At 69.9% G+C, this 22,482-nt stretch carries 18 protein-coding genes; 16 read left to right on the top strand and 2 right to left on the bottom strand.

Annotation, left to right across the window (positions count from 1 at the left end; genetic code table 11):
- Positions 1–250, top strand: a 250-nt coding sequence (locus AB0B28_RS17825; protein ID WP_360122263.1) for a hypothetical protein, incomplete at its 5' end; no start/stop codon positions are given.
- A gap of 27 nt (positions 251–277) precedes the next feature.
- On the opposite strand, the gene AB0B28_RS17820 is transcribed toward AB0B28_RS17825, so the two are convergent.
- Positions 278–1,444, bottom strand: coding sequence for an ROK family protein (locus AB0B28_RS17820; protein ID WP_360122260.1), 1,167 nt, complete (start codon positions 1,442–1,444; stop codon positions 278–280).
- 208 nt (positions 1,445–1,652) lie between these two features.
- Between AB0B28_RS17820 and AB0B28_RS17815 the strand changes: the two genes are divergently transcribed.
- The 10 genes from AB0B28_RS17815 to AB0B28_RS17770 all read left to right on the top strand — a co-directional run bounded on the left by AB0B28_RS17815 (position 1,653) and on the right by AB0B28_RS17770 (position 12,502).
- Positions 1,653–3,377 carry an ABC transporter substrate-binding protein gene (locus tag AB0B28_RS17815; RefSeq protein WP_360122257.1) on the top strand — a complete coding sequence of 575 codons (1,725 nt, stop codon included), beginning with the start codon at positions 1,653–1,655 and terminating at the stop codon, positions 3,375–3,377.
- Positions 3,378–3,379: 2 nt separating this feature from the next.
- The gene (locus AB0B28_RS17810; protein WP_360122254.1) at positions 3,380–4,387 is read left to right on the top strand and encodes an ABC transporter permease; all 1,008 of its coding nucleotides are present in this window, start codon (positions 3,380–3,382) and stop codon (positions 4,385–4,387) included.
- On the top strand, positions 4,384–5,226 hold the full coding sequence (locus tag AB0B28_RS17805; RefSeq protein WP_360122251.1) for an ABC transporter permease: 843 nt from the start codon (positions 4,384–4,386) through the stop codon (positions 5,224–5,226). The genes AB0B28_RS17810 and AB0B28_RS17805 overlap by 4 nt, the downstream gene beginning before the upstream one ends.
- The gene (locus tag AB0B28_RS17800) at positions 5,223–6,212 is read left to right on the top strand and encodes an ABC transporter ATP-binding protein (RefSeq protein WP_360122248.1); all 990 of its coding nucleotides are present in this window, start codon (positions 5,223–5,225) and stop codon (positions 6,210–6,212) included. The genes AB0B28_RS17805 and AB0B28_RS17800 overlap by 4 nt, the downstream gene beginning before the upstream one ends.
- Positions 6,202–6,990 (top strand): dipeptide/oligopeptide/nickel ABC transporter ATP-binding protein, encoded by a 789-nt coding sequence (locus AB0B28_RS17795; RefSeq protein WP_360122245.1) that lies wholly within the window; start codon positions 6,202–6,204, stop codon positions 6,988–6,990. Before AB0B28_RS17800 ends, AB0B28_RS17795 begins: the two co-directional genes overlap by 11 nt.
- A 125-nt stretch (positions 6,991–7,115) precedes the next feature.
- A complete protein-coding gene (locus tag AB0B28_RS17790; protein WP_360122242.1) occupies positions 7,116–8,171 on the top strand; it encodes a glycoside hydrolase family 5 protein in 1,056 nt (351 codons plus the stop codon).
- A 164-nt stretch (positions 8,172–8,335) separates the two neighbouring features.
- Positions 8,336–9,331, top strand: a complete 996-nt coding sequence (locus AB0B28_RS17785) for a substrate-binding domain-containing protein (protein ID WP_360122239.1) — start codon at positions 8,336–8,338, stop codon at positions 9,329–9,331.
- A 130-nt stretch (positions 9,332–9,461) separates the two neighbouring features.
- Entirely contained in the window at positions 9,462–10,691 is a 1,230-nt protein-coding gene (locus tag AB0B28_RS17780) for a ribokinase (protein WP_360122236.1), read from the top strand.
- The gene (locus AB0B28_RS17775) at positions 10,688–11,125 is read left to right on the top strand and encodes an RpiB/LacA/LacB family sugar-phosphate isomerase (RefSeq protein WP_360122233.1); all 438 of its coding nucleotides are present in this window, start codon (positions 10,688–10,690) and stop codon (positions 11,123–11,125) included. Before AB0B28_RS17780 ends, AB0B28_RS17775 begins: the two co-directional genes overlap by 4 nt.
- 30 nt (positions 11,126–11,155) lie before the next feature.
- Positions 11,156–12,502, top strand: coding sequence for an MFS transporter (locus AB0B28_RS17770; protein WP_360122230.1), 1,347 nt, complete (start codon positions 11,156–11,158; stop codon positions 12,500–12,502).
- 51 nt (positions 12,503–12,553) lie between these two features.
- Here the strand turns inward: AB0B28_RS17770 and AB0B28_RS17765 are convergent, their stop codons facing one another.
- On the bottom strand, positions 12,554–13,885 hold the full coding sequence (locus tag AB0B28_RS17765) for a sugar ABC transporter substrate-binding protein (RefSeq protein ID WP_360122227.1): 1,332 nt from the start codon (positions 13,883–13,885) through the stop codon (positions 12,554–12,556).
- Between the two features lie 309 nt (positions 13,886–14,194).
- Between AB0B28_RS17765 and AB0B28_RS17760 the strand changes: the two genes are divergently transcribed.
- The 5 genes from AB0B28_RS17760 (at position 14,195) to AB0B28_RS17740 (ending at position 22,479) form a co-directional block, all read left to right on the top strand.
- The gene (locus AB0B28_RS17760) at positions 14,195–16,819 is read left to right on the top strand and encodes a glycoside hydrolase family 97 N-terminal domain-containing protein (RefSeq protein ID WP_360122224.1); all 2,625 of its coding nucleotides are present in this window, start codon (positions 14,195–14,197) and stop codon (positions 16,817–16,819) included.
- A gap of 177 nt (positions 16,820–16,996) precedes the next feature.
- Positions 16,997–19,471, top strand: coding sequence for a glycoside hydrolase family 97 catalytic domain-containing protein (locus AB0B28_RS17755; RefSeq protein ID WP_360122221.1), 2,475 nt, complete (start codon positions 16,997–16,999; stop codon positions 19,469–19,471).
- 8 nt (positions 19,472–19,479) lie between these two features.
- Positions 19,480–20,718, top strand: a complete 1,239-nt coding sequence (locus AB0B28_RS17750) for a sugar ABC transporter substrate-binding protein (RefSeq protein ID WP_360122218.1) — start codon at positions 19,480–19,482, stop codon at positions 20,716–20,718.
- On the top strand, positions 20,715–21,638 hold the full coding sequence (locus AB0B28_RS17745) for a sugar ABC transporter permease (RefSeq protein ID WP_360122215.1): 924 nt from the start codon (positions 20,715–20,717) through the stop codon (positions 21,636–21,638). Before AB0B28_RS17750 ends, AB0B28_RS17745 begins: the two co-directional genes overlap by 4 nt.
- The gene (locus tag AB0B28_RS17740) at positions 21,631–22,479 is read left to right on the top strand and encodes a carbohydrate ABC transporter permease (RefSeq protein WP_360122212.1); all 849 of its coding nucleotides are present in this window, start codon (positions 21,631–21,633) and stop codon (positions 22,477–22,479) included. Before AB0B28_RS17745 ends, AB0B28_RS17740 begins: the two co-directional genes overlap by 8 nt.
- Positions 22,480–22,482 lie beyond the last annotated feature (3 nt).

Raw genomic sequence — 22,482 nt, 5'->3', positions numbered from 1 at the left:
GCGGGCGGATCGCTGGTTGCGATCCGCCCGCGATCTTCCTCGCGAGGTGTCCTGGCAGGAGCCGAGCGCGGTGGCCACCGCGCTCGGACTTGACGACGGCTCCGGAGATCCCCACTTCTCCGCCGGTCCTGCCAGAACCGGTACCCCTGATCCGCACATCCACCACCACCGGCGAAATCAGACGTTTTTATCTACCAACAATCACATGACCGTCAAGGGTTGCCAAGAATTATTTTTCCCCTGTGGATAACTCGATGTGGAGCATCGTTTGGGCTGTTCACAGGGCCGCGTCGAGGACCCGGTCCTTGAGGTCGGCGTACGCGAGGTCGAGGACCCCTATCGCGACGGCGTCGCCGTAGACCGCCGAAGGCAGGACCCGGTCGCCGAATTCTCCGGTGTGGGTTCGGATGTGGGCCACGAGGACTTCGCCTCCTGCCCTGGCGATCTCGCCGCCGAGCACCAGTTTCGGCGGGTCGAAGAGGTGGGTGAGCATCCGCAGCGCCCCCGCGACCCGGCTCGCGTACGCGTCCAGGACCGCTTCGGCGCCTTGCTTGACCGCTTCGGCGAGGACCGCCGGGGCGTCGGGGCCGGTGATGCCGTGTTCTCTGCCGATCGCGATCACGGCGGGGGCGCCGATCCAGTCCTGGTAGGTCGGGTCGTCGGGGGTGGTGCGGTCGGGGAAGGCCGGGACGTGGCCGAGTTCGCCCGCCGCGCCCCGCAGACCCACCACGAGGCCCTGCTTCAGGTCGATGCCCGCGCCGATGCCTTCGCGGCCGAGCCAGAGCATGACGTGACCACCCGAGACGGCCGGGTTGCGTCGTTCGGCGACCGCGGCGGCGTTGACGTCGTTGTGGATCGCGACCGGGCATTCGACCGCGGCCTCGACGGCCGCCCGCATGCGCACGTCGGGAATCCCGGGGAGGTCGGCGAAGCCGATCGTGTCGGTCTCGGCGTCGTAGGCGCCGGGCACGGCGATGTGGACGGCCGCGATCCGTTCGAGGCCGATGCCGGCGTCCTCGGCGGTGCGGCGCAGCATGTCGGGGACGGCCAGGTCGGGGGAGACCTTCGTGAAGTCGATCCGGCGGGTCGAGGAGGCCCGCTCCTGGCTCTTGAGGTCGCCGATCGCGACGGTGACGCCGTCGGGTTCGCGCAGCGTGACCGCGGCGGCGTACGCGTAGTCGGCGTTCACCGAGTACACCTCGGCGCGCGGCCCGACCTGCTTGGCCGTGGTGCGGCCCAACGTGATCGCGAGGCCCGACTCCAAGAGGCGCAGCATCACCTGCGAGGCGGTGGGCTTGGCGAGGCCGGTGAGCTTGCGCAGCTCGACGCGGGTGAGCGTGTCGTTCTCCAGCAGGTGGTAGAGCGCGGCGCGCTCGTTGATCGTGCGCAGCAGATGCGAGGACCCGGAGGGGACCGGCGAGCCTGAGGGGCCGATGGATTGCATGCGTGTCCTTCTTCCACGAGTCCCGGTCCGTCGAAAGACCTGGCCGACACCGGTAACTGAACTTTATTCGAACCGAAGTTGACCCGAGGGCTCGATGAGTATACTATCGGCGCTTATAGTTAGTCATCCTATCTAACTATTAGATCAGCTTCCGCCCCCTCAACCTCGGCGACCCCTCCCACGTCGCCCCGAACAAGGGACCTCCGCAATGACGCACCGGCACTCCGGCCCCCGCCGCCGCACCGTCCTCCAGTCCTCCGCCGCCCTCAGCGCGGGCGGGCTCCTGGCCGCCTGTACCGGCGCCAGCGGCGGCGACGGCCCCGCCACCACGCTCTACACCACCGGCCTCCAGGACGGCGAGCCCAACAACTTCAACCCCCTCGGCTGGACCGCGTGCTGGCCCGTCGGCAACTACGTCGTCTACACCTACGAGACCCTGTTCAACTTCAACCTCCTCACCGGCGAGGCCGAGCCCCTGCTCGCCGCCGGGATCGAATGGGCCGAGAACGTCGGCACCGTGACTCTCCAGGACGGCGCCGCCTGGCAGGACGGCACGCCCCTCACCGGAGCCGACGTCGTGTCCACCTTCAGCATGGGCGACCGCAACGAAGGCATCGCCTACGCCGACCTGTGGACCTACATCGACGCGATCGAGTCCCCCGACGACAAGACCGTGGTCTTCACCCTCGACCCCCAGACCCCGCAGAAGCTGCGCCTCATGGCCCTCCTGTGCTTCACCTACATTCTCCCCAAGCACCTGTGGGACGAGGTCCCCGACGCAGAGCTCACCGAGTACGCCAACCTCGAGCCCGTCGGCTCAGGCCCCTACAAGCTGGAGTCCTACACCCACCAGGACGTCACCCTCGTCCGCAACGACGACTACTGGGGCAACGACGTCCACGGCAAACCCAACCCGCTCAAGGTCGTCCACGCCATCTACGAAGGCAACGACGCCGCCAACCTCTCCTTCCAGAACGGCGACATCGACGTCTCCGCGCACTTCCTGCCGCGCGTCAACGAACTCTGGGAGGACCGCGGCCTGCCCGTCAAGACCTGGGAGACCGCCGCCCCCTACCACCTGCCCGGCTCCATCCCCATGCTCATCATCAACACCGCGACCGGGCCCCTCGCCGACTCCCGCGTCCGCCGCGCCCTCGCCCACGCCATCGACTACGCCAAGATCGCCGAGAGCGCCATGGCAGGCATGAGCGAACCCGCGAACGCCAGCGTGATCCTCCCCGAAGGCGCCGAAAGCGTCCACTACAACGCCGAAGCCGCCGCCGCCGGCTGGTCCTACGACCCCGCCGAGACCGCCCGCATCCTCGAAGAGGAGGTCGGCGCCGCCAAGGGCGGCGACGGCATCTACGTCCTGCCCGACGGCACCCGCCTCGGCCCGTTCAAAGCCGCCACCCCCCAGGGCTGGACCGACTGGAACGCCGCCCTCGACATCGTCGCCACCACCGCCACCAACGCCGGGATCGAAGTCGTCACCGAGTTCAGCGACTGGTCCGAAGTCAACGACAACCTCGGCAACGGCGCGTTCGACATGGTCTGCTGGTACGTCTCCGACGTGTCCCCGACCAGCCCCTGGTCGCGCATCCGCGACCTCATCGACGACCGCGAGGTCCCCCCGGTCGGCCAGATGGCCTTCTGGAACTTCGGCCGCTTCAAGCACGACGCCGTCGCCGGACTCCTCGACGAGGCCGCCACCGCCCCCGACGAGGCCACCGCCACCGCCGCCTACACCCAACTCGACGACATCATCCGCGCCGAGGCCCCCGCCATCCCGCTCATGTACCGCCCCCTGGAGTTCTTCCAGTTCAGCGAGAAGAACTGGACCGGCTTCCCCACCAAGGAAGACCCCTACTGCGCGCCCATGCAGGCCATGACCGGGATCAAGTTCCTCTCCCGCATCAAGCCCGTCGAGAAGTAGGCATGACGCTCCTCCGCCACATCCTCAGCAAGTTCGCCTGGTACGTCGCGGCGTTCGCCGCGGCGCTGGCGCTCAACTTCTTCCTGCCGCGCCTCCTGCCCGGCAACCCCGTCGACTCGCTCATCTCCCAGGCACTGCGCGGCACCACCTCCAGCGAGACCAAGCAGCGCGTCTACGAGACCTACATCCGCGAGTTCGGCCTCGACCAGAACCTGTGGAGCCAGTTCGTCACCTACGTGGGCAACGTCCTCACCGGCGACTTCGGGACCTCCTTCAGCCGCTACCCCGCCGACGTCGGCACCATGATCGGCGACGCGCTGCCCTGGACCATCCTGCTGCAACTGCCCGCCGTGCTCCTCGGCTGGCTCATCGGCAACCTCATCGGCGCGCTCGCGGCCTACAAGAGAGGCGGATTCGACCGGAGCGTCTACCTCACCAGCCTCTTCCTCACCGCCGCACCGTACTACTGCCTCGCGGTGATCCTCCTCTACGGCCTCGCCGTGGCACTCCCGCTGTTCCCCACCGGCGGCGGCTGGTCCTTCGGACTCGCACCCGAATGGTCAGGCGTGTTCACCATGGACGCCGTCTCCCACTGGTTCCTGCCGTTCCTGTCACTGCTGCTGGTCTTCATCGGCGGACAGGCCATCGGCATGCGCTCCATGGCCGTCTACGAAGTCGACGCCGACTACGTCAGATTCGCCGAGAGCTTCGGCCTCGCCGACCGCAAGATCGTCGGCTACATCTTCCGCAACGGCATGCTCCCGCAGATCACCGGCCTCGCGCTCGCCATCGGCACTCTCATCGGCGGCGCGCTCCTGACCGAGATCGTGTTCTCCTACCCAGGCATCGGCACCCTGCTCTACGACGCGATCCTCAACAAGGACTACCCCGTGATCCAGGCCGTCACCCTGCTCGTCCTGATCGTGGTCCTGGTCGCGAACTTCCTGGTCGACGTCCTCTACGGATTCGTCGACCCGCGCATCCGCGCCGCTGAGAGGGGCGACCGATGAAGACCCTGAAAGCCCTCCCGCCGCGCGGGACCATCGCCGCGGCCGTGTTCCTCGCGATCGTGCTCGCCGGACTCATCGGCCCGCTCCTGGCCCCCGCCGGACCCGGCGCGCTCCTCGGCACCTCGTTCACCCCGCCCGGATCCGAGTTCCTCCTCGGCACCGACCACCTCGGACGGTCCGTGGGCATCCAACTCGTGCACGGCATCCGCACCTCCATCTACATCGGACTCCTCGCCGGGATCACCGGGACGCTCATCGGCGTCGCCTTCGGCACCCTCGCCGGCTACCGCGGCGGCGTCCTCGACGAGATCCTCATGGGACTGACCAACATCATGATCACCGTCCCGGCGATCATCGTGCTCCTGCTGCTGTCCATCAGCCTCGACACCCGCTCGGTCACCGTCATGGGACTGTGCATCGGCTTCGTCTCCTGGCCCTGGACCGCCCGCGCCGTCCGCTCCCAGATCGCCAGCCTCCGCGAAAGGGAACACGTCGACATCGCCCGCCTCTCCGGCTCGGGCACCATGCGGATCATCAACGTCGAACTGCTGCCCTACATGATGTCCTACATCGTCATGGCCTTCGTCATCCAGCTCTACGGCGCGATCCTCGCCGAAGCCGCCCTCAGCCTCCTCGGCCTCGGCCCCTCCGGCACCGCCTCCCTCGGCGTCATGCTCCACTGGGCCATCGCCTGGGAATCCGTACGCGGCGGCCAATGGTGGGTCTTCCTCACCCCCACCGTGTTCATCACCGCGATCACCTTCTCCCTCCTGCTCGTCCAATCGAGCCTCGACACGGTCTTCAACCCGCGCCTGCGGGTCGGAAAGGCGGCCCGATGACACTCGCGCGCATCAACGACCTCGCCGCCCACTACACCGCGGGCGACACCAATCACCACGCCCTCGACGGCGTCAGCCTCGACATCGCCCCCGGCCAGATCCTCGGCGTCGTAGGCGAATCCGGGTGCGGCAAGTCCACGATGGCCTCAGTGCTCTCGCTCAACCCCGGACCCTCGCTGCGCATCACCTCCGGCACCATGACCATCGACGGCACCGAAGTCGACCTCGCCGACACCGAATCCCACCGCCGCCTGCGCGGCGGCACCGTCGCGCTCCTCCCGCAAGGCGCTCTCAACGCCCTCAACCCGACCCGACGCGTCGGCGCCCTCGCCTACGACATCCTCGCCGCGGGGGACAAGCGCATCAAGCGCGCCGAAGCCATGGAGCGCACCGCCTCCCGCCTCGAAGCGCTCGACCTCCCGCCGCGCGTCCTGCGCTCCTACCCCCACCAGCTCTCCGGAGGCATGCGCCAGAGGGTCGTCACCGCGCTGGCCACGCTGCGCAATCCGCGGCTGCTGGTGGCCGACGAGCCCTCGTCGGCGCTCGACGTGTCCTCGCAGCGGCTGCTAGTGGACCTGTTGCGGCGCTTGGTCTCCGACGGCCTGGTGGACGGCATCGTGTTCATCACGCACGACGTGGCGCTGTTGTCCGAACTGGCCGACCGCATCGCGGTCATGTACGCGGGCCGCGTGGTCGAGGAGGCCCCGTCGCGGGCGCTCGTGGACGAACCCCACCACCCGTACTCGCAGGCGCTGCTCGCCTCGGTCCTGGTGCCCGAGCCCGGCACGCGCGGGCGGCGGGTCACCGGGATCCCCGGTTCGCCCCCGGACCTGAAGGTCCCGATCGCGGGGTGCCCGTTCGCGCCGCGCTGCGACCACGCCCTGGAGGTGTGCGAGCAGGTCCGGCCGCCGCGGAACGCGGCCGACGCCCGCGTGGACGCCTGCTGGAAGAACGCCGAGACCGAGGAGGCCCTGCATGTCGGCTGAGACCGAACTCCTACGCGCCGAAGGCCTGACTAAGGTCTTCGGCCGCGGCAAGGACGCCGTGCGCGCCGTGGACGGCGTCGACCTCGCTCTCGCCCAAGGGGAGATCACGGCCCTGGTGGGTCAGAGCGGTTCCGGCAAGTCCACTCTGGGGCGCCTGCTGCTGCGGCTGCTCGATCCCGACGGCGGCCGGATCACCTTCGGCGGCAAGGACGTGACCGTGTCCCGGCGGGCCGCGCGCAGGGACTACTGGCGCGAGGTCCAGGCGGTGTTCCAGGACCCGTACGCCGCGTTCCACCAGTACCGCAAGGTCGGCTCGACCCTGTCGGCGGCGCTGCGGCTCCTGCCGGACGAGTCGGCCGCGAGTAGGAAGGCCCGGGTCGCGGCCTCGCTCGAAGCGGTCGGGCTCGACCCGGCCGAGACGATCGCCAAGCTCCCGCACGAGCTCTCGGGCGGCCAGCGCCAGCGGGCGATGATCGCGCGTGCCCTGATGCTCCAGCCGCGGTTGCTGATCGCCGACGAGGCCACGTCCATGTTGGACGCCTCGGCGCGGGTGACCGTGCTGAACCTGTTGGCGGACTTGCGGGACGAGCGTGGCATGTCGGTGCTGTTCGTGACCCACGACCTCGGGCAGGCGTACTACCTGGCCGACCGGATCCTGGTGATGCACCGGGGCCGGATCGTGGAGTCCGGTGCGGCCGAACAGGTCGTGGCCGAGCCCGAGCACGACTACACGCGGTCCCTGTTGGCGGACGTGCCGAAGCTGCACCGAACCGGGTGAGCGGGGGCGTTCGGGGCCTGTGCCGCAAAACCATTGATATTGATCTTGGTGGATCTATTGACGCGAAACGTCCGCGGGCTTAAGGTAATAGATAGTAATACTGTCTAACTATTAAGGAGGAGTGCATGACACCCCCGTCCCGCAGGAGACGACTCCTGGCACTGCTCGCGACCCTCGCGGCCGCGCTCATCATCACCCCGCTCGGGATCGCGGCCGCCTCGGCCGACGACAACGACGCGTCCGACACCACCGCGGAGGCCCCGGTGGCCCAAGCCGCGCCGCCCGCGCTCCACGTCTGCGGCACCACCCTGTGCGACCCGTCCGGGAACGAAGTCCAGTTGCGCGGCATGAGCACCCACGGCCTCCAGTGGTACTCGCAGTGCGTCAACGACGCGTCGCTGGACGCCCTGGCCTACGACTGGGGCGCCGACGTGGTGCGCCTGTCGATGTACATCCAGGAGGGCGGCTACGAGACCGACCCGGCGGGCTTCACCTCCCGCATGCACAACCTGATCGAGGAGGTCACCGAGCGCGGCCAGTACGTGATCGTGGACTGGCACATGCTCTCCCCGGGCGACCCGAACTACAATCTGGAGCGCGCCAAGACCTTCTTCACCGAGATCGCGGCGGCCCACGGCGACAAGGGGAACGTGTTCTACGAGGTCGCCAACGAGCCGAACGGCGTGTCCTGGTCGAGCATCAAGTCCTACCACGAGCAGATCATCCCGGTGATCCGCGCGCAGGACCCCGACGGCGTGATCCTCCTGGGCACCCCCGACTGGTCCTCGCTGGGCCTGTCGGGCAGCACCAACGAGCAGGAGGTCATCAGCAACCAGGTGAACGCCTCCAACATCATGTACACGTTCCACTTCTACGCCGCCTCGCACGACGACTACTACCTCAACGGCCTCTCCCGCGCGGCCGACCAGATCCCGATGTTCGTCACCGAGTTCGGCACCCAGCAGTACACCGGCGACGGCCCGAACGACTTCGCGATGTCCCAGCGCTACCTGGACCTCATGGAGGACAAGGGCATCAGCTGGGTCAACTGGAACTACTCCGACGACCACCGCTCCGGGGCCGTCTTCGACACCGGCACCTGCCCCGGCGGGCCCTTCACGGGCACGAGCAACCTCAAGGACGCCGGCGAATGGATCAGGGCCCGCATCCAGGAGGGCTGACCCTCCGACGCGACGCCTCGCGGAGCGCGCCGACTCACCGAGTCGGCGCGCTCGTCCGTGCTCGGGTCGCGGGACCGAACATGACCCCCGCTTGCGTCCTTGTCGCGGCGATGTTAGCGTGGAATCGTTTACAGTATGGAATCGATTCCACGAAAGGCGGAGGCGTGGCCACCATCAAAGACGTCGCGGCGCGCGCCGGGCTCTCGGTCGGGACCACCTCGCGGGTCCTCAGCGGCAGCCCCCAGACCTCCCCGGACTCGCGCAGCCGGGTCCTGGCCGCCGCCAAGGAACTCGGCTACGTGACCCACGGCCCCGCGCGCTCGCTGCGGCGCGCCCGCACCGACGTGCTCGGCCTGCTCGTCTCGGACATCCGCAGCCCGTTCTTCTCCGAGCTCGCCCACGCCGCCGAGCAGGAGGCCCGCGCCCACGGGTACACCGTGCTGCTGGCCAACGCGAACGAGGACGCGGCGCAGGCGGACGCGGTGCTCGACGCGTTCGCCTCCCAGCGCGTGGACGGCCTCCTGCTCTCCCCGCAGGGCCCGCAGACACCGCGCCTCGAAGCGCTGCTGGAGAAGCGGCTCCCGATCGTGCTGCTCAACCGCGCGATCGAAGGCGTCGACGCCCCGCTCTACGGCACCGACAACGCGGGCGGCGTCGCCCAGGCCCTCGCGTGGCTCCAGCGGCGCGGCCACCGGGACGTGGCGTTCATCGGCGGACCCGAGAGCTTCTCGACCGGCGCCGAACGCCACGACGCCTACCTGGCCGGACGCGAAGCCCACGGCATCAGCACCGACGACGACTTGATCGACGCGGGCGACTTCCTCGCCGACGGCGCGGCCGAGGCGATGCTGCGAGTCCTCGACCGCGGCGCGCGCCCCACGGCGGTGTTCGGCGCGAACGGCCAGACCACACTGGGCGCGATGCGCGTGGTACGCGAACGCCTTGGGGCCGAGGCGGCTTCGGGCATCGAGTTCGTGTCCTTCGACGACATCGAATGGTTCGCCTACACCTCGCCCCCGATCAGCGCCGTGAGAAACGACGCCACCGAAATCGGCCGAGCCGGAGTCCAAGGCCTACTCGAACTCATAGACGGCGGCACTCCGACCTCGCGGCGGGTAGCGACCTCGTTCATCGACCGAGCGAAAGGCGACCGAGCATGAACGCCGCCATCCCCGCTCCCCACTTCGGTTTCGCGATACGAGCGCCTAGGCGCCGCCGCGCCCTCGCGCGACCGCTTGCGGTGACGCGCCGAAGCGTCGCTTGTTCTCTCCGCTTCGAAAGGCACCGCCCATGAGCCGTACCGTCCTCGTCGTCGGCAGCGTCAACCTCGACGACGCCGTTCGCGTTCCGCGTTTCCCCGGGCCGGGGGAGACCCTGACCGCTCGCGGCCTCGACACCGCCTTGGGAGGCAAGGGCGCGAACCAGGCCGTGGCCGCCGCGCGTGCCGGGGCCTCGGTCCGCATGGTCGGGGCGGTGGGCTCGCGCGACGGCGGCGCCCTGGTCGAGGCGCTCGACGCCAATGGCATCGAGGTCACCGGCCTCGCCCGCCTCGACGACACGCCCACCGGCCGCGCGATCGTCCTCATCGACGATGCCGCCGAGAACTCTATCGTCGTCGTCCCCGGCGCGAACCACGCCATTCCCGAAGCGGCCGTTCGCGACGCGTGCGCGCGCCTCGGCGAGGGGGACGTGCTCCTGCTCCAGAACGAGATCCCCGCCGCCCTCTCGCGCCTCGCCGCCGAACTCGCCCGGGACGCCGGGGCCGAGGTCGTCTGGAACGCCGCGCCCGCGCCCGACGAACTCGTGCCCGCGAACCTCTACCTGGTCAACGAGCACGAACTGCGTCGCCTCGCCGAGCTTCATGGAATCGGTTCCAGGCGTGTGGAGTCGCTCGTCACCGACCTCGCCGAGGCCGCGAACGCCGACGTGATCTGCACGCTCGGCCCGGCGGGCGCGGTCTACCGCGTCGCGGGCGAGACCGGCAGTGCGGCGGCGCGCGAGGTCGACGCCGTCGACACGACCGCCGCCGGTGACACGTTCGCCGGGTACTTCGCGGCCCTCGCCGACCTGCCGCTGCGCGAACGCCTCCGACACGCACTCGACGCCGCCTCACTCGCGGTGACGCGGCCGGGAGCCTCGCCTTCCATCCCGCACCGCGCGGAGGTCGACTTGCTTTCCGAGGTGAGCGCCCCGATTTCAGGCGCGACCAGCGCTGGCGAAACCGACGCCGCGTCGCTCGCCGTCACCAGGCCGGGCGCCTCACCCTCCATCCCGTACCGCAGCGAGGTCGCGGCCCTCGGTCCTGACGCGCATCTCTCTGGGGTCGAACGCGACTCGCCTCACGTCGAAGCATCGTCGGCCGCCGCTGCGCCGCACCCAGGCGAGACCGCCTCGCTACGCGACGGGGCTTCCGCCCCGCAACGCGGCGAGACCGACCCGCATTCCGCCTCGATCCCGCCGTCCACCACCGACCCGTGCCGCGCCGCGGCGCTCACCACCGAAAGGAACACCGCCGCATGAAGATCGCGCTCGGAGCCGACCACGCCGGCTTCCCGCTCAAGGGCACCGTCCGCGCCGCCGTCGAGGCCCTCGGACACGAGGTGCTCGACTGCGGGACCGACAGCACCGATCCCGTCGATTTCCCCGACATCACGCAGGCGACCTGCGCGCCCGTCCTTGACGGCCGGGCCGATCGGGCGATTCTCGTGTGCGGGACCGGGCAGGGGGCGGTCATGGCCGCCAACAAGCTCCCCGGCATCCGCTGCGGCCTGACCCATGAGCCGTACTCGGCGCATCAGGCCGTCGAGCACGACGACGCCAACGCCATCGCCGTCGGCGCGTGGCTGGTGCCGCACGCGCTCGTCCCGGACATCGTCCGCGAATTCCTCGACGCCCGCTTCGACGACGACGAGGACACCCGCCGCCGAGTGGCGAAGCTCAACGCCCTCGACTGACCCGACCCCCCGAGATCAAAGGAGATCCCCATGAGCCAGACCATCGAACGAAGCCCCTTGGGCAGCAAGGACCGCGTCAAGACCGCGATAGCCGCCGCCGTGGGCACCAGCGTGGAGAACTACGACTTCATCGCCTACGGCACCGCCGCGGCCCTCTACTTCGGGCACGTCTTCTTCCCCTCCGACGACCGCGTGGTGGGCACCCTCCTCGCGTTCGCCACCCTCGCGGTCGGCTTCGTCATGCGCCCCCTCGGCGGCGCGATCGGCGGGTACCTCGGCGACCGCTTCGGACGCAAGCCCGTCCTGGTCGGCGCCATGATCGTCATGGGCGCGGCGACCTTCGCGATCGGCCTCATGCCCACGTACGCCCAGATCGGCGTGGCCGCGCCGATCATCCTCACCGCCATCCGCATGGTCCAGGGCCTCGCGTTCGGCGCCGAATGGGGCGGGGCCATCACCATGGCCTACGAGCACGCCCCCTGGCACCGCCGCGGCATGTTCGCCGCGATCCCGCAGTCGGGCAACCCGCTCGGCATCGCCCTCGCCAGCGGCGTGTTCGCCTGGAGCGCGACCCTCGAAGGCGACTGGCAGTGGCGCACCCCGTTCCTGCTCAGCGCGGTCCTCGTCATCGTCGCCCTGTTCGTGCGCTCGCGCCTGTCCGAATCCCCTGAGTTCCAAGAGGCCCAGGCGACCGGCAAGACCGAGAAGAACCCGCTCCTGGCGACCCTCCGCGACGACTGGCGCGGCATCCTCCGCGTGATCGCCCTGCGCGTGGTCGAGTCCTTCGCGTACTACTCGACCGCGACCTACCTGCTCAACTACGTCTCCGAACGCGAACCCGACCTGCGCCCCACCGCCCTCGGCGCGATCACGGCCGCGAGCGTCACCGCGATCTTCGTGACCTTCCTGGCCGGGAGCCTCACCGACCGCATCGGCAGGAGGCCGATCTACATCGGCGGCTGCATCGCCGCCGCGCTCTTCGCGTTCCCGATGTACCTGCTGGCCAACGAGAGCCAGCCGTTCCTGGTCGCGACCGTGTTCATCGTCGGCATCGGCCTCATCCACGCCGCCCTCACCGGGACGCAGGGCTCGCTCCTGACCGAGCAGTTCCGCACCGCGACCCGCACCTCCGGCGCGTCGCTCGGCTACCAGATCGCCGCCGCCCTCGGCGGGTTCGCGCCGCTCCTGGCCGCCCTGCTCGTCAGCTCCTTCGGCTGGCCGGGCGCGTCGATGCTGTACCTCGGCGCGGCGCTCGTCGGCCTCGTGGGCATCCTCCTCACCAAGGAGACGTGGGGCCGCGTCGAACGCGAGCGCGTGAACGCCCTCGTCGCCGAGGCGAAACGCGAAAAGGCCGGGCTCGCCCCGACCCGCCGCTGAGCGACACGAAGGGCGCCCACGGTTCTGCCGTGGGCGCCCTGCTCGGTGCTCCTACTGGCCGAGGATCTCCCGGCTGGTCTCGTCCATCTCCGCGAAGACGTCGGCCTCGCGTTCGAACGTGAAGTAGGCCTCGCTGAGCGGGGCGATGGCTTCGCCGACCTCTTGGCCGCGTTCGAAGGCGGGCGTCTCGAACAGGGTCCCCGCCTGGAACTGGTCGGTGAACGCGGTGACGTCGATGCCGCGCTCGCCGAGCGAGGCCGTAGTGATGTCCATAGAGGACGTGATCGAGGGGAAGAACGTCCCGTCCGCGCCCGCGACGTCCTGGCACTCAGGGGAGTTCATGTACGAGATCCACGCGAACGCCTCATCAGGATGCTCGGTCCCGGCCCAGATCGAGTCGGCGTTCGAGTTCGACAGCGCGCGCCGCTCGCCTTCGGGGCCGATGACGCTCGGCGCGATCCCGACGTTCATGCCTTCGAGGTTGAAGAAGCTCGTGGCGTTCCACGAGCCGGACTGCACGATGGCGACGCTGCCGGAGCCGAGCTGCTCGACCTGGCCGAGCGAGAACTCGCCCTCCTTGGGCGTCAGGCCCCGGGTCGCGAGGCCGCGCAGGTACTCGGCGGTGGCCACGTAGCGCGGGTCGGAGTACTGGAGCGTGGTGGGCCAGTTGTCCTCGTCGCCGAGGTTCCAGCCGGTGCTGGCGGCGAAGTTCGCCCAGGTGTCCTGGCCGTTCACGCCGTTGGACCCCAGCGAGTTGATCCCGAACACGGCCACGTTTTCGGCGTCGAAGCCAGGTTCGTCGGCCCGGACCCCGTTCTCGTCCACGGTGAGCCGTGAGATCACGTCGTCGAACGTGCCGCCGTCCTCGGGGTTCCACGTCATGGTCGCCACGTCCTCTTCGGTCAGCCCGGCCTCGGCGAGCAGGTCCGCGTTGTAGTAGAACGCGACCGTGGCCCAGTCCTTGGGGAGCCCGTACAGCTTGCCGTCGGTGTAGGTCCAGGTCGGCACCCCCACCGAGAGCTGGTCGAGGTCGTAGCCGCTCGACTCGATGTAATCGTCCAGGGGGAGCAGTTGCGCCTGCGACGTGTACTCGGGGTAGTTGTTGACGTGGTCCATGAAGGTGTCGGGGGCGTCGCCGGCCACGAAGCCCGCGGTGAGCTTCATCCAGTAGTCGTCCCACGCGTACTGCGAGATGTCCACTGTGACGCCGGGGTTCGCGTCCTCGAATGCGGGCACGCACTTCTCCCAGGACTGCGCCTGCTTGTCGTCCCAGGTCCACCATTGAATCGTGATGCCGTCCTCATCGGACGCACCGCATCCGGAGGCGGCGGCCATGACGGCGCAGGCCGCCGCGGCGGCTACGAGTCGAACGGGTTTCAACATTGTTCGGGGGTTCCAATCCGTGTGATCGACGGTGATCATCCAGCATCGTAAGCACGTCTGCCCCGGTGGGGAATGGCCGTCTCGCCGCCAGGCCTGGACGTTTCGACGATTTCCGCGCATGTGCGTTCGTGTGCGAACCGGTCCGAGTCGAACGCCGACGCGGCGGTCGCCCCGAAGGAATCGACTCCTGTCACTGTTGCGTCGAAACGTCCAGGCGCGGAATCGATTCACCGCTTCTCGCAGCCGATTTCGGGCCCTAGCGTCGGGAGTGCCCGGGTTCCGACCGGGCCACGATCCAGGGAGTGGTTCATGAGCAGCAACACGGGACGAGGACGTCCCACGGCCGCGCTGATCGGCGCGGTCGCGACCGCGGTGGCCGCGGCCACCGCCGTCACGAGCGCGGGTCCGGCCTTCGCGGCCGACGCGCACACCGTGTCCTCACCGGACGGTTCGATCACCTTCACCGTCGCCGAACATCCCGACGGCAGCCTCACCTACGAGGTCACCGCCGGGACCACCACGATCTTCGAGGAGTCCCCGCTCGGCATCGCGACCGCCGAGGTCGACTTCACCTCGGGGCTCGACTTCGAGAGCGAGTCGCGTTCGTCCATCGACGAGACCTACACGCTTCCGGCCGGGACCGACCCGAGCTACCACGACCGGGCCGAGGAGCTCGTCCTCGAATACACCAAGGACGGCGCCACGCTCGAACTCGTGGTCCGCGCCTACGACGACGGCATCGCCTACCGCTACCGCCTCCCCGGCGAGGGCGACCTGGCCATCACCGACGAGTCCAGCGGCTTCCGCCTCCCCGAAGGCACCGGCGGTTGGGCCGCGGACTGGAACGGCAACTACGAGCAGGATTACCTCTACCGCGACGCGGCCGAGCTGAACTCGGGCGAGGACCTCACGATGCCCGTCCTGGCGTCCATCGCGGACAACAGCTACTACGCGCTCATCACCGAGGCCAACGTCTACAACGCGAACGCGAGCTACGCTCCGGCGATGCTCGAAGGCGACGGCGAGGGCACCGGCCTCCTCCAGGTCGCCCGCACGCCCGACCAGGCCTTCCCGATCCCGAGCGCCTACCCGTTCCAGACCCCGTGGCGCACAGCGGTAGTCGCCGCCGATCTGGACACGCTGTACAACACCGACCTGGTCCAGCACCTCAACCCGCCCGCGGCCGAGCAGCCCGACTGGGTCGCGCCCGGGCGCGCGGGCTGGACCTGGTACACCGACGACGACAGCGCCGCCGACATGGACAAGCAGAAGCAGATGGTCGACTTCGCCGCGTCCATGGGCTGGGAGTACGTGACCGTCGACTGCTGCTACACGCCCGCGACGGACCTCCCTGAGATCAGTGAGTACGCCGCCCAGCGCGGGGTGAAGATCTTCGCGTGGGTCACCGCCGAGCCGTTCGCGACCCCCGAGCTCGCCGATGCCCTTGCGGCCGAGCACAAGGCGTACGGCGTGGCCGGGCTCAAAGTGGACTTCTTCTTGAACGACTCGCAGGAGGTCCAGCAGTGGTACCAGTCGATCGGCGACGCGGCGGGCGAGCACGAGCTGATGCTCGACCTCCACGGCTCCACCAAGCCCGGCGGTGAGAACCGCACCTGGCCGTGGGTCCTCACCACCGAGGCCGTGGCCGGGACCGAGCACTACAAGTACCCGCCGCCGACCACCGCGCGCCTTGACGCGACCTTCCCGTTCACGCGGGGTCCGCTCGGCAGCATGGACTACACGCCCGCGATGATCTCGCAGAACGACTCGATCCTCACCCAGGCGCACACGCTCGCGCAGTCGATCGTGTTCACCTCCTCGATGGTCAACTACGCCGACTCGGCCGCCGCGTACTCGCAGTGGCCCGGCCGCCATCTGCTGCGCGCGGTGCCGACGGTCTGGGACGAGTCGCACGTCGTGGAGGGCTTCCCCGGCGACCACGTCACCGTGGCCCGCCGCAGCGGCGCGGACTGGTTCATCGGCGCGATGACCGACCCGGCCCGCACCGCGAGCGTCCCGCTCGACTTCCTGGGCGAGGGCGAGTACACGGCCACGATCTTCAGCGACGACGCCGAGGGCCGCGTCGAGGTCAGCACCCAGGTCGTGACCAGCGCGGACACGCTGTCGCTGCCGATGATCGCGACCGGCGGCGTCTCGGTGCACCTCTCGCACACCCCGTTGGAGCAGATCGGCGCCGACGACACCCGCTACGAGGCCGAGGACCCGGGGAACACGCTCGGCGGCACGGCCGTCACCGGCGACTGCAAGGGCTGCTCCGAAGGCGGCAAGGTCGGCTACCTGGGCCTGGGCGGCTCGGTCGAGTTCAACGACGTGCGGGCCGCCGAAGCCGGCCTCCACGACCTGACCTTCACGTACACCTCGGGCGATCCCCGGGACGTGCGGATCACCGTCAACGGCGAGGTCGTCTCCACCGAGCAGCTGTCCGACTCCGGCGGCTGGGAGTTCGTCAACCAGTGGACCGTCGAAGTCCCGCTCGAGGCGGGCGCGAACACGATCCGGTTCGACAACCCCGACCAGTACGCGCCCGACATCGACAGTTTCACGCTCACCCGCACGACCGAAGCCGAAGACGGCGCCCTGACCGGCGGCGCGAGCGCCGAGACCTGCGCGGACTGCTCCGGCGGCGCGCTCGTCACCGGCCTCGACACCGGTTCGGTCGCGCTCGATCTGACCGCCGCCTCGGGCGGGAACCACACGGTGCGCCTCGACTACGCCAGCGCCGAGGACGCCACGATCTTCGTGAGCGTCGACGGCGCGGCCCCGATCGAGGTCGCGCTGCCCGCGACGGGCTCGGCCCAGGCCGTCGCGACCAAGACCCTCGGTCTCGACCTGGCGGCCTCGGGCAGCACGGTCACCGTGACCGGCGCTTCGGCCGCGTCGCTCGGCCTCGACGCGCTGCGCGTCGTGAGCTGATCGTCCGATGACAGGGCCGGGGAGCAGGCGCTTGCCGTTCCCTGGCCCTGTCATGGAGCGGTGAATCGTCCAGGCGACCCGTGCGATCGAACATTCCCGAAGCCCGGTTCGGCCATTAGCCTCGACAGTGCCGGTGCGCATCATGCTCACCGGTCACACCAGTGACACGGAGACGAAGTGGTCAACGGAAGCAGCAGCGGGCTCGCGCCCCGGATCGAGGCGAGCGCGCACGGTGTGGTCCTGCGCACCGGCCGCGCCGGTCTCGGCACGGTCCGCCTCGGACTCACCCTCGACGGCATCGACCTCGACACCGGCTCCGAGCTGGTCCGCAGCACCGAACGCGAGCTCGCCGAGGCCTGGACCGCCCGCTCGGGCAAGGCCGCCGGGACCCACCACTACAGCCATCTGGAGCAGGTCCACGAGCTGCGGCACTCCGGCGGCCTCGAATGGCAGGTCCACGTCCGCTCCAGCGCCGACGGGATCGCCGTCCGCTACGCCGCGCCCCGGCTCGAAGGCCACCGCCGCCTCGACGCCGACCGCACGCGCCTCGACCTCGACCCGGCCGCCCGCGTGTGGGCCCTGGACTACCAGACTTGGTACGAGACGCCCCGCTTCGGCGCCGACCTCGCAGGCCTCGCGCCCGGCGCGTACGGCTTCCCGTTCCTTGCCCGCACCGGCGAGGCCCACGTCCTGGTCACCGAATCGGGGATCGACGGCCGCTTCAGCGGCGCCCACGCGCAGGTCGACGGGCGGACCCTCACGTTCTCGACCGCCGACGCCTCGACCGAGGTCACCCGCGGCCCTCTTACCCCCTGGCGGGTCTTCCTGACCGGCGGCCTCGCCCAGATCGTGGAGAGCCGCTTCGTGGACGAGCTCGCGCCCGCGCCGTACGACAGCGCTGCCGACTTCTCCTGGGTCCGCCCCGGCCGCGCGGCCTGGTCCTGGTGGTCGGACTTCTACTCCGGCGCGCAGCTCGAACGCCAGCGGCACTTCGTGGACGCGGCCGCCCGGCTCGGCTGGGAGCATCTGCTCATCGACTGTGGCTGGGACGAGACCTGGGTGCCCGAGATCGTGGCCTACGCGAGCCGCCGCGGCGTCCAGGTCCACCTGTGGGCCGTGTGGCACGACCTCGACGGCCCCGAAGGGCTCGCGAAGCTCGCGCTGTGGCGCTCCTGGGGCGTCGCGGGGATCAAAGTGGACTTCATGGAGTCGGAGTCGAAGGACCGGTACCGCTGGTACGACACGATCCTCGCCGAGACCGCCCGCCTGGGCCTGCACGTGAACTTCCACGGCTCGGTGATCCCGCGCGGCTGGGCCCGCACCTGGCCGCAGGTGATCGGCTACGAGGCGATCCGCGGCAGCGAGTACTACGTGTTCTATAACGACACCCCGCTTTCGGCCTCCCACAACGTGATCCAGCCGTTCACCCGCAACGTGGCCGGGGCGATGGACTACACGCCCGTGGCGTTCAGCGCCCCGGGCCGCACCACCAGCGACGGGCACGAACTCGCGCTCAGTGTCGTCTTCGAATGCGGCATCACGCACTTCGCCGACGACGTGGACGCCTACCTCGACCGCCCCGACGCCGCGCGCTTCCTCGCCGAGCTCGCCCCGCGCTGGGACGAGACCCTCCTGCTCGCGGGCGACCCCGACCGCGAAGCGGTCATCGCCCGCCGCTGGGGCGAACGCTGGTTCATCGGCTGCATCGCCACCGGCGAGGCCCGCCGCATCACTGTCCCGTTGGGCCGCATCGGATCAGGCCAGGCCTGGATCGCGGGCGACGGCCCCGCCGAGACCCGCACCGTCCAAGACGAGTTCACTGTGGATATCGCCGAGAACGGCGGCTTCGCGGCGATCTTCGCCCCCGCGGGCGTGCCGCTGTTCCAAGCCACCGAGCGCCCCGAACTCGCCCCGCCCGCCGTCGAACCGGCCGTGCAGCTCGCAGGCCTCGACGGCACCGCCGAATTGCGCACCGAACCCGGTGCGGCCCTGCGCCTCCCACCCGGATGGGCCGCCGACGACCTCGGCGGCGGGCGCTGGCGCGTCCGCGCGCTCCGAGGCCTGGCCCCCGGCCGCGCGGGCGTGGTCACCGTCGAAGTGCCCGGCACCGACCTGCCCGCGCTCGACGTCCCGGTCGTGTCCCACGCCCGTATCGTGGGGCCGCTTCCCGAAGGGACGCATCAGGTCTCGGCGATGTCGATGACCGCGTTCACCAACGAGAGCGGCCCGGTCGAACGCGATCGCAGCAACGGCGGCGGGAACCCCGGCGACGGCCTCCCGATGCGCGTCGCGGGGGAGTCCTTCGAGGACGGCCTCGGCGCCTCGACCCCTTCTCGCATCGACCTGTACCCCGGCGGCACCGCCACCCGCCTCACCGTGCGGGTCGGGATCGACGACGAGACGCCCGGCACCGCCGCGCGCGTCAGCGTCCACGGCGACGGCCGCGAAATCGCCGCCGCCGAGATTCGCTCCGGCGAACCCGCGCTCGCCCTCGACCTCCCGCTCGAAGGCGTGAGGACCCTCAGCCTCCGCTCGGACGCCCTGCCCGAGCTCCCCGAACCGGCGCACGTCGACTGGGCCCTCGCCCGGCTGCACGGCGCCGGACCCCTCGCAGCACCCGGCACGGGCGACGCCGCCCGTCCGGTCATTTAGGAGTAGCCATGCGACACCACAAGACCTGGTCCGCCACCGCAGCGGCGGCCGCCACCGCACTCGTCCTCGCCGGGTGCTCCGGCGGCGACGACGGCGACGTCACCCTCACCTACGCGACCTGGAGCGACGACCAGAAACCCGCGATGGAGGCCATCGCCGAGGCCTTCGAAGCCGAACACGAAGGCGTCGACATCGAGGTCCAGGTCCTGCCCTGGCCCGAATACTGGTCCACCCTCCAAGTCGGCGCGGCCGGGCGCACCGCCCCCGACGCGTTCTGGATGCTCGCCGACCAGTACCCCGCCTACGCCGAAGGCGGCCAGCTCCTCGACATCCGCGACGCGGCCTCCGATGTGGACCTCTCGGCCTACCCCCAGTCCGTGCTCGACCTCTACGACTCCGGCGACGCCCTCTACGGCCTCCCCAAGGACTACGACACCAACGGCATCTGGTTCAACAAGGCCCTCTTCGACGACGCCGGGATCGCCTACCCCGACGACACCTGGACCTGGGACGACGCCCGCACCGCCGCCCGGGCCCTCACCGACCCGGGCGCGGGCGTGTGGGGCATCGCCGCCCCCATCGACCGCCAAGGCGGCTACTACAACTCGATCTACCAGGCCGGCGGCCAGGTCATCGGCGACGACGGCAAAGCCGCCCTCGACACCCCCGAAGCGGTCGCGGGCATCGAGTTCTGGAGCCAGATGCAGACCGACGGCTCCTCGCCGACCCTCCAGCAGCTCTCCGACACCGAATCGGTGCAGATGTTCATGGACGGCAAGGTCGCCATGTACTTCTCCGGCTCCTTCTGGGCCCAGCGCCTCTACTCCGACGAAGCCTTCCGCGCCAACGTCGGCGTCGCCCCGCTCCCGATGGGCGAGCAGCGCGCCTCGATGATCTCGGGCATCCTCAACGCCGGATACGCCGGAACCGAGCACCCCGAAGAGCTCGCCGAGTTCCTCATCTTCGCCAGCGGCGAGGAGGCCGCGAAGATCCAGGGCGAGAGCGGCGCGGTCCTGCCCGCCTACCAAGGCACGCAGCAGACCTGGCTCGACGCGATGCCCGAGTTCGACCTCCAGGTCTTCGTCGACGCCGTCGACTACTCGGTGCCCCTGCCCATCGAAGGCAACGCCGCCGAATGGACCGGCCTCGACAGCGAATACCTCGCCCCCGCCTGGAACGGCGAGCAGACCGCCGCCGAAGCCGCCGCGGCCTACGACGCCGCGATCGACGAGGTCCTCGCGAAGTGACCGCGAAAACAGCCCGGCCCCCCGCGCGGCGACGCCGCGCGGGCGGGCTCGGCCCGTCCCCGTGGTGGGGCTACGCGATGATCGCCCCCGCGTTCATCGGCCTCGCCGCGCTCTACCTGTGGCCGTTCGCCAAGACCTTCACCAAGTCCTTCATGGACGTCCCCGCGTTCGGACCCGGCGAATGGACCGGCCTGGACAACTACACCGAACTGCTCGGCGACGACAAGTTCTGGCAGGCCTTCGGCAACTCCGCGATCTACACCGCGATCCTGCTGCTCGGCGTGCCCGTCGCCACCGTCCTGGCCGCCCTCATCCACCAGGTCGGCCGCGGTCGCACCGTCTACCGCGTCCTCTACTTCCTGCCCGTGGTGACGCTCCCGGTCGCCGTCAGCATGGTCTGGCGCTTCATCTACAACGGCGACTTCGGCCTGCTCAACTGGGCGCTCTCGCTCTTCGGCATCCCCGGCCAGTATTGGGTCGCCGACGCGACCTACACGATCTACGCCATCGGCGCGGTCGGCATCTGGATGAGCCTGGGCGTCAACCTCATCATCCTCGGCGCCGGACTCCAGTCCATCCCGCCCGAACTCTACGAAGCGTCCTCCCTGGACGGCGCGGGCCGGGTGCGGCAGTTCTTCAAGATCACCCTCCCGATGCTCTCCCCGAGCGTGTTCCTGGTGACCGTCCTCAGCGTCATCTCCGCGCTCCAGATGTTCGACCTGGTCTTCGTCATGCTCCGCAGCGTCGACAACACCGCGCTGGCCGACTCCAAGACCATCGTCTACCTGTTCTACGAGAAGGCCTTCGTCGAGTTCGACCAGGGCTACGGCGCGGCCATCGCGATCGTGCTGCTCCTGGTCATCATGCTCGCCACCGCCTTCCAGTTCCGCCTCCAACGCCGGTGGGTGTTCTATGACTGACCGCACCGCCCGCGCCCCGAAGGCCGCCCGCCGCGGCGAATGGGCGCTCCACCTCGCCCTGACCGCCGCCGCGGCCCTCATGGTCGCCCCGTTCGCCTGGCAGCTCATCACCGCGTTCAAGACCACCGGCGAGGCCTCCCAGTCCCCGCCCACGTTCTGGCCCGCCGACCCGACGTTCAACGCGTTCACCACGTTCTTCGACTCCGTGCCGTTCTGGAGCCAGTTCACCGTCTCGGCCGCGGCCCTCGCCCTGCGCGTGGTCGGCCAACTCGCGGTCTCGGCCCTGGCCGGATACGCGTTCGCGCGCCTGCGGTTCCCCGGCCGCAACGTCCTGTTCGGACTGTTCATCGCGATGCTCATGGTCCCCAGCCAACTGTTCCTCATCGGACAGTTCGAGCTCGTCCGCGACCTGAAGCTCCTCGACACGATCCCCGCGCTGGCGATCCCGGGCATGTTCTCGGCCTTCGGGGTCTTCCTGATGCGGCAGGCGTTCATGTCTATCCCCGCCGCCTACGAGGAGGCCGCGCGCCTCGACGGGGCCGGGCCTTTGCGCACCTTCCGGTCGGTGATGCTCCCGATGGTGAAGCCAACGCTCGGCGCTCTGGCGGTGCTCACCTCGCTGTACTCCTGGAACGACCTGCTGTGGCCGCTCATCGTGTCGCCCCGCGGCGACCACCGGCCGCTCACGGTGGGCCTGGCCGGGCTCCAGGGCCAGTACGGCACCGACTATCCGACCCTCATGGCGGGCGCGCTGGTCGCGTCGCTGCCGCTCATCGTCATCTTCCTGGTCCTCCAACGGCAGTTCTTCAACGGGATCGCCAGCAGCGGCTTGAAAGGCTGAACC

The organism is Glycomyces sp. NPDC046736 (assembly GCF_040645615.1).
Lineage (GTDB): Bacteria > Actinomycetota > Actinomycetes > Mycobacteriales > Micromonosporaceae > Glycomyces.
Note: the sequence above shows the minus strand (reverse complement) of the source record. Positions and strands in the feature narration are given on the sequence as shown.

What these genes read in the sequence shown, in the direction of transcription:
- AB0B28_RS17790 (WP_360122242.1), top strand. Translation starts at nt 7,116, where the DNA reads ATGACACCCCCGTCCCGCAGGAGACGACTCCTGGCACTGCTCGCGACC.
- AB0B28_RS17765 (WP_360122227.1), bottom strand. Translation starts at nt 13,885, where the DNA reads ATGTTGAAACCCGTTCGACTCGTAGCCGCCGCGGCGGCCTGCGCCGTC.
- AB0B28_RS17800 (WP_360122248.1), top strand. Translation starts at nt 5,223, where the DNA reads ATGACACTCGCGCGCATCAACGACCTCGCCGCCCACTACACCGCGGGC.
- AB0B28_RS17750 (WP_360122218.1), top strand. Translation starts at nt 19,480, where the DNA reads ATGCGACACCACAAGACCTGGTCCGCCACCGCAGCGGCGGCCGCCACC.
- AB0B28_RS17760 (WP_360122224.1), top strand. Translation starts at nt 14,195, where the DNA reads ATGAGCAGCAACACGGGACGAGGACGTCCCACGGCCGCGCTGATCGGC.
- AB0B28_RS17780 (WP_360122236.1), top strand. Translation starts at nt 9,462, where the DNA reads ATGAGCCGTACCGTCCTCGTCGTCGGCAGCGTCAACCTCGACGACGCC.
- AB0B28_RS17820 (WP_360122260.1), bottom strand. Translation starts at nt 1,444, where the DNA reads ATGCAATCCATCGGCCCCTCAGGCTCGCCGGTCCCCTCCGGGTCCTCG.
- AB0B28_RS17775 (WP_360122233.1), top strand. Translation starts at nt 10,688, where the DNA reads ATGAAGATCGCGCTCGGAGCCGACCACGCCGGCTTCCCGCTCAAGGGC.
- AB0B28_RS17810 (WP_360122254.1), top strand. Translation starts at nt 3,380, where the DNA reads ATGACGCTCCTCCGCCACATCCTCAGCAAGTTCGCCTGGTACGTCGCG.
- AB0B28_RS17815 (WP_360122257.1), top strand. Translation starts at nt 1,653, where the DNA reads ATGACGCACCGGCACTCCGGCCCCCGCCGCCGCACCGTCCTCCAGTCC.
- AB0B28_RS17740 (WP_360122212.1), top strand. Translation starts at nt 21,631, where the DNA reads ATGACTGACCGCACCGCCCGCGCCCCGAAGGCCGCCCGCCGCGGCGAA.
- AB0B28_RS17805 (WP_360122251.1), top strand. Translation starts at nt 4,384, where the DNA reads ATGAAGACCCTGAAAGCCCTCCCGCCGCGCGGGACCATCGCCGCGGCC.
- AB0B28_RS17795 (WP_360122245.1), top strand. Translation starts at nt 6,202, where the DNA reads ATGTCGGCTGAGACCGAACTCCTACGCGCCGAAGGCCTGACTAAGGTC.
- AB0B28_RS17770 (WP_360122230.1), top strand. Translation starts at nt 11,156, where the DNA reads ATGAGCCAGACCATCGAACGAAGCCCCTTGGGCAGCAAGGACCGCGTC.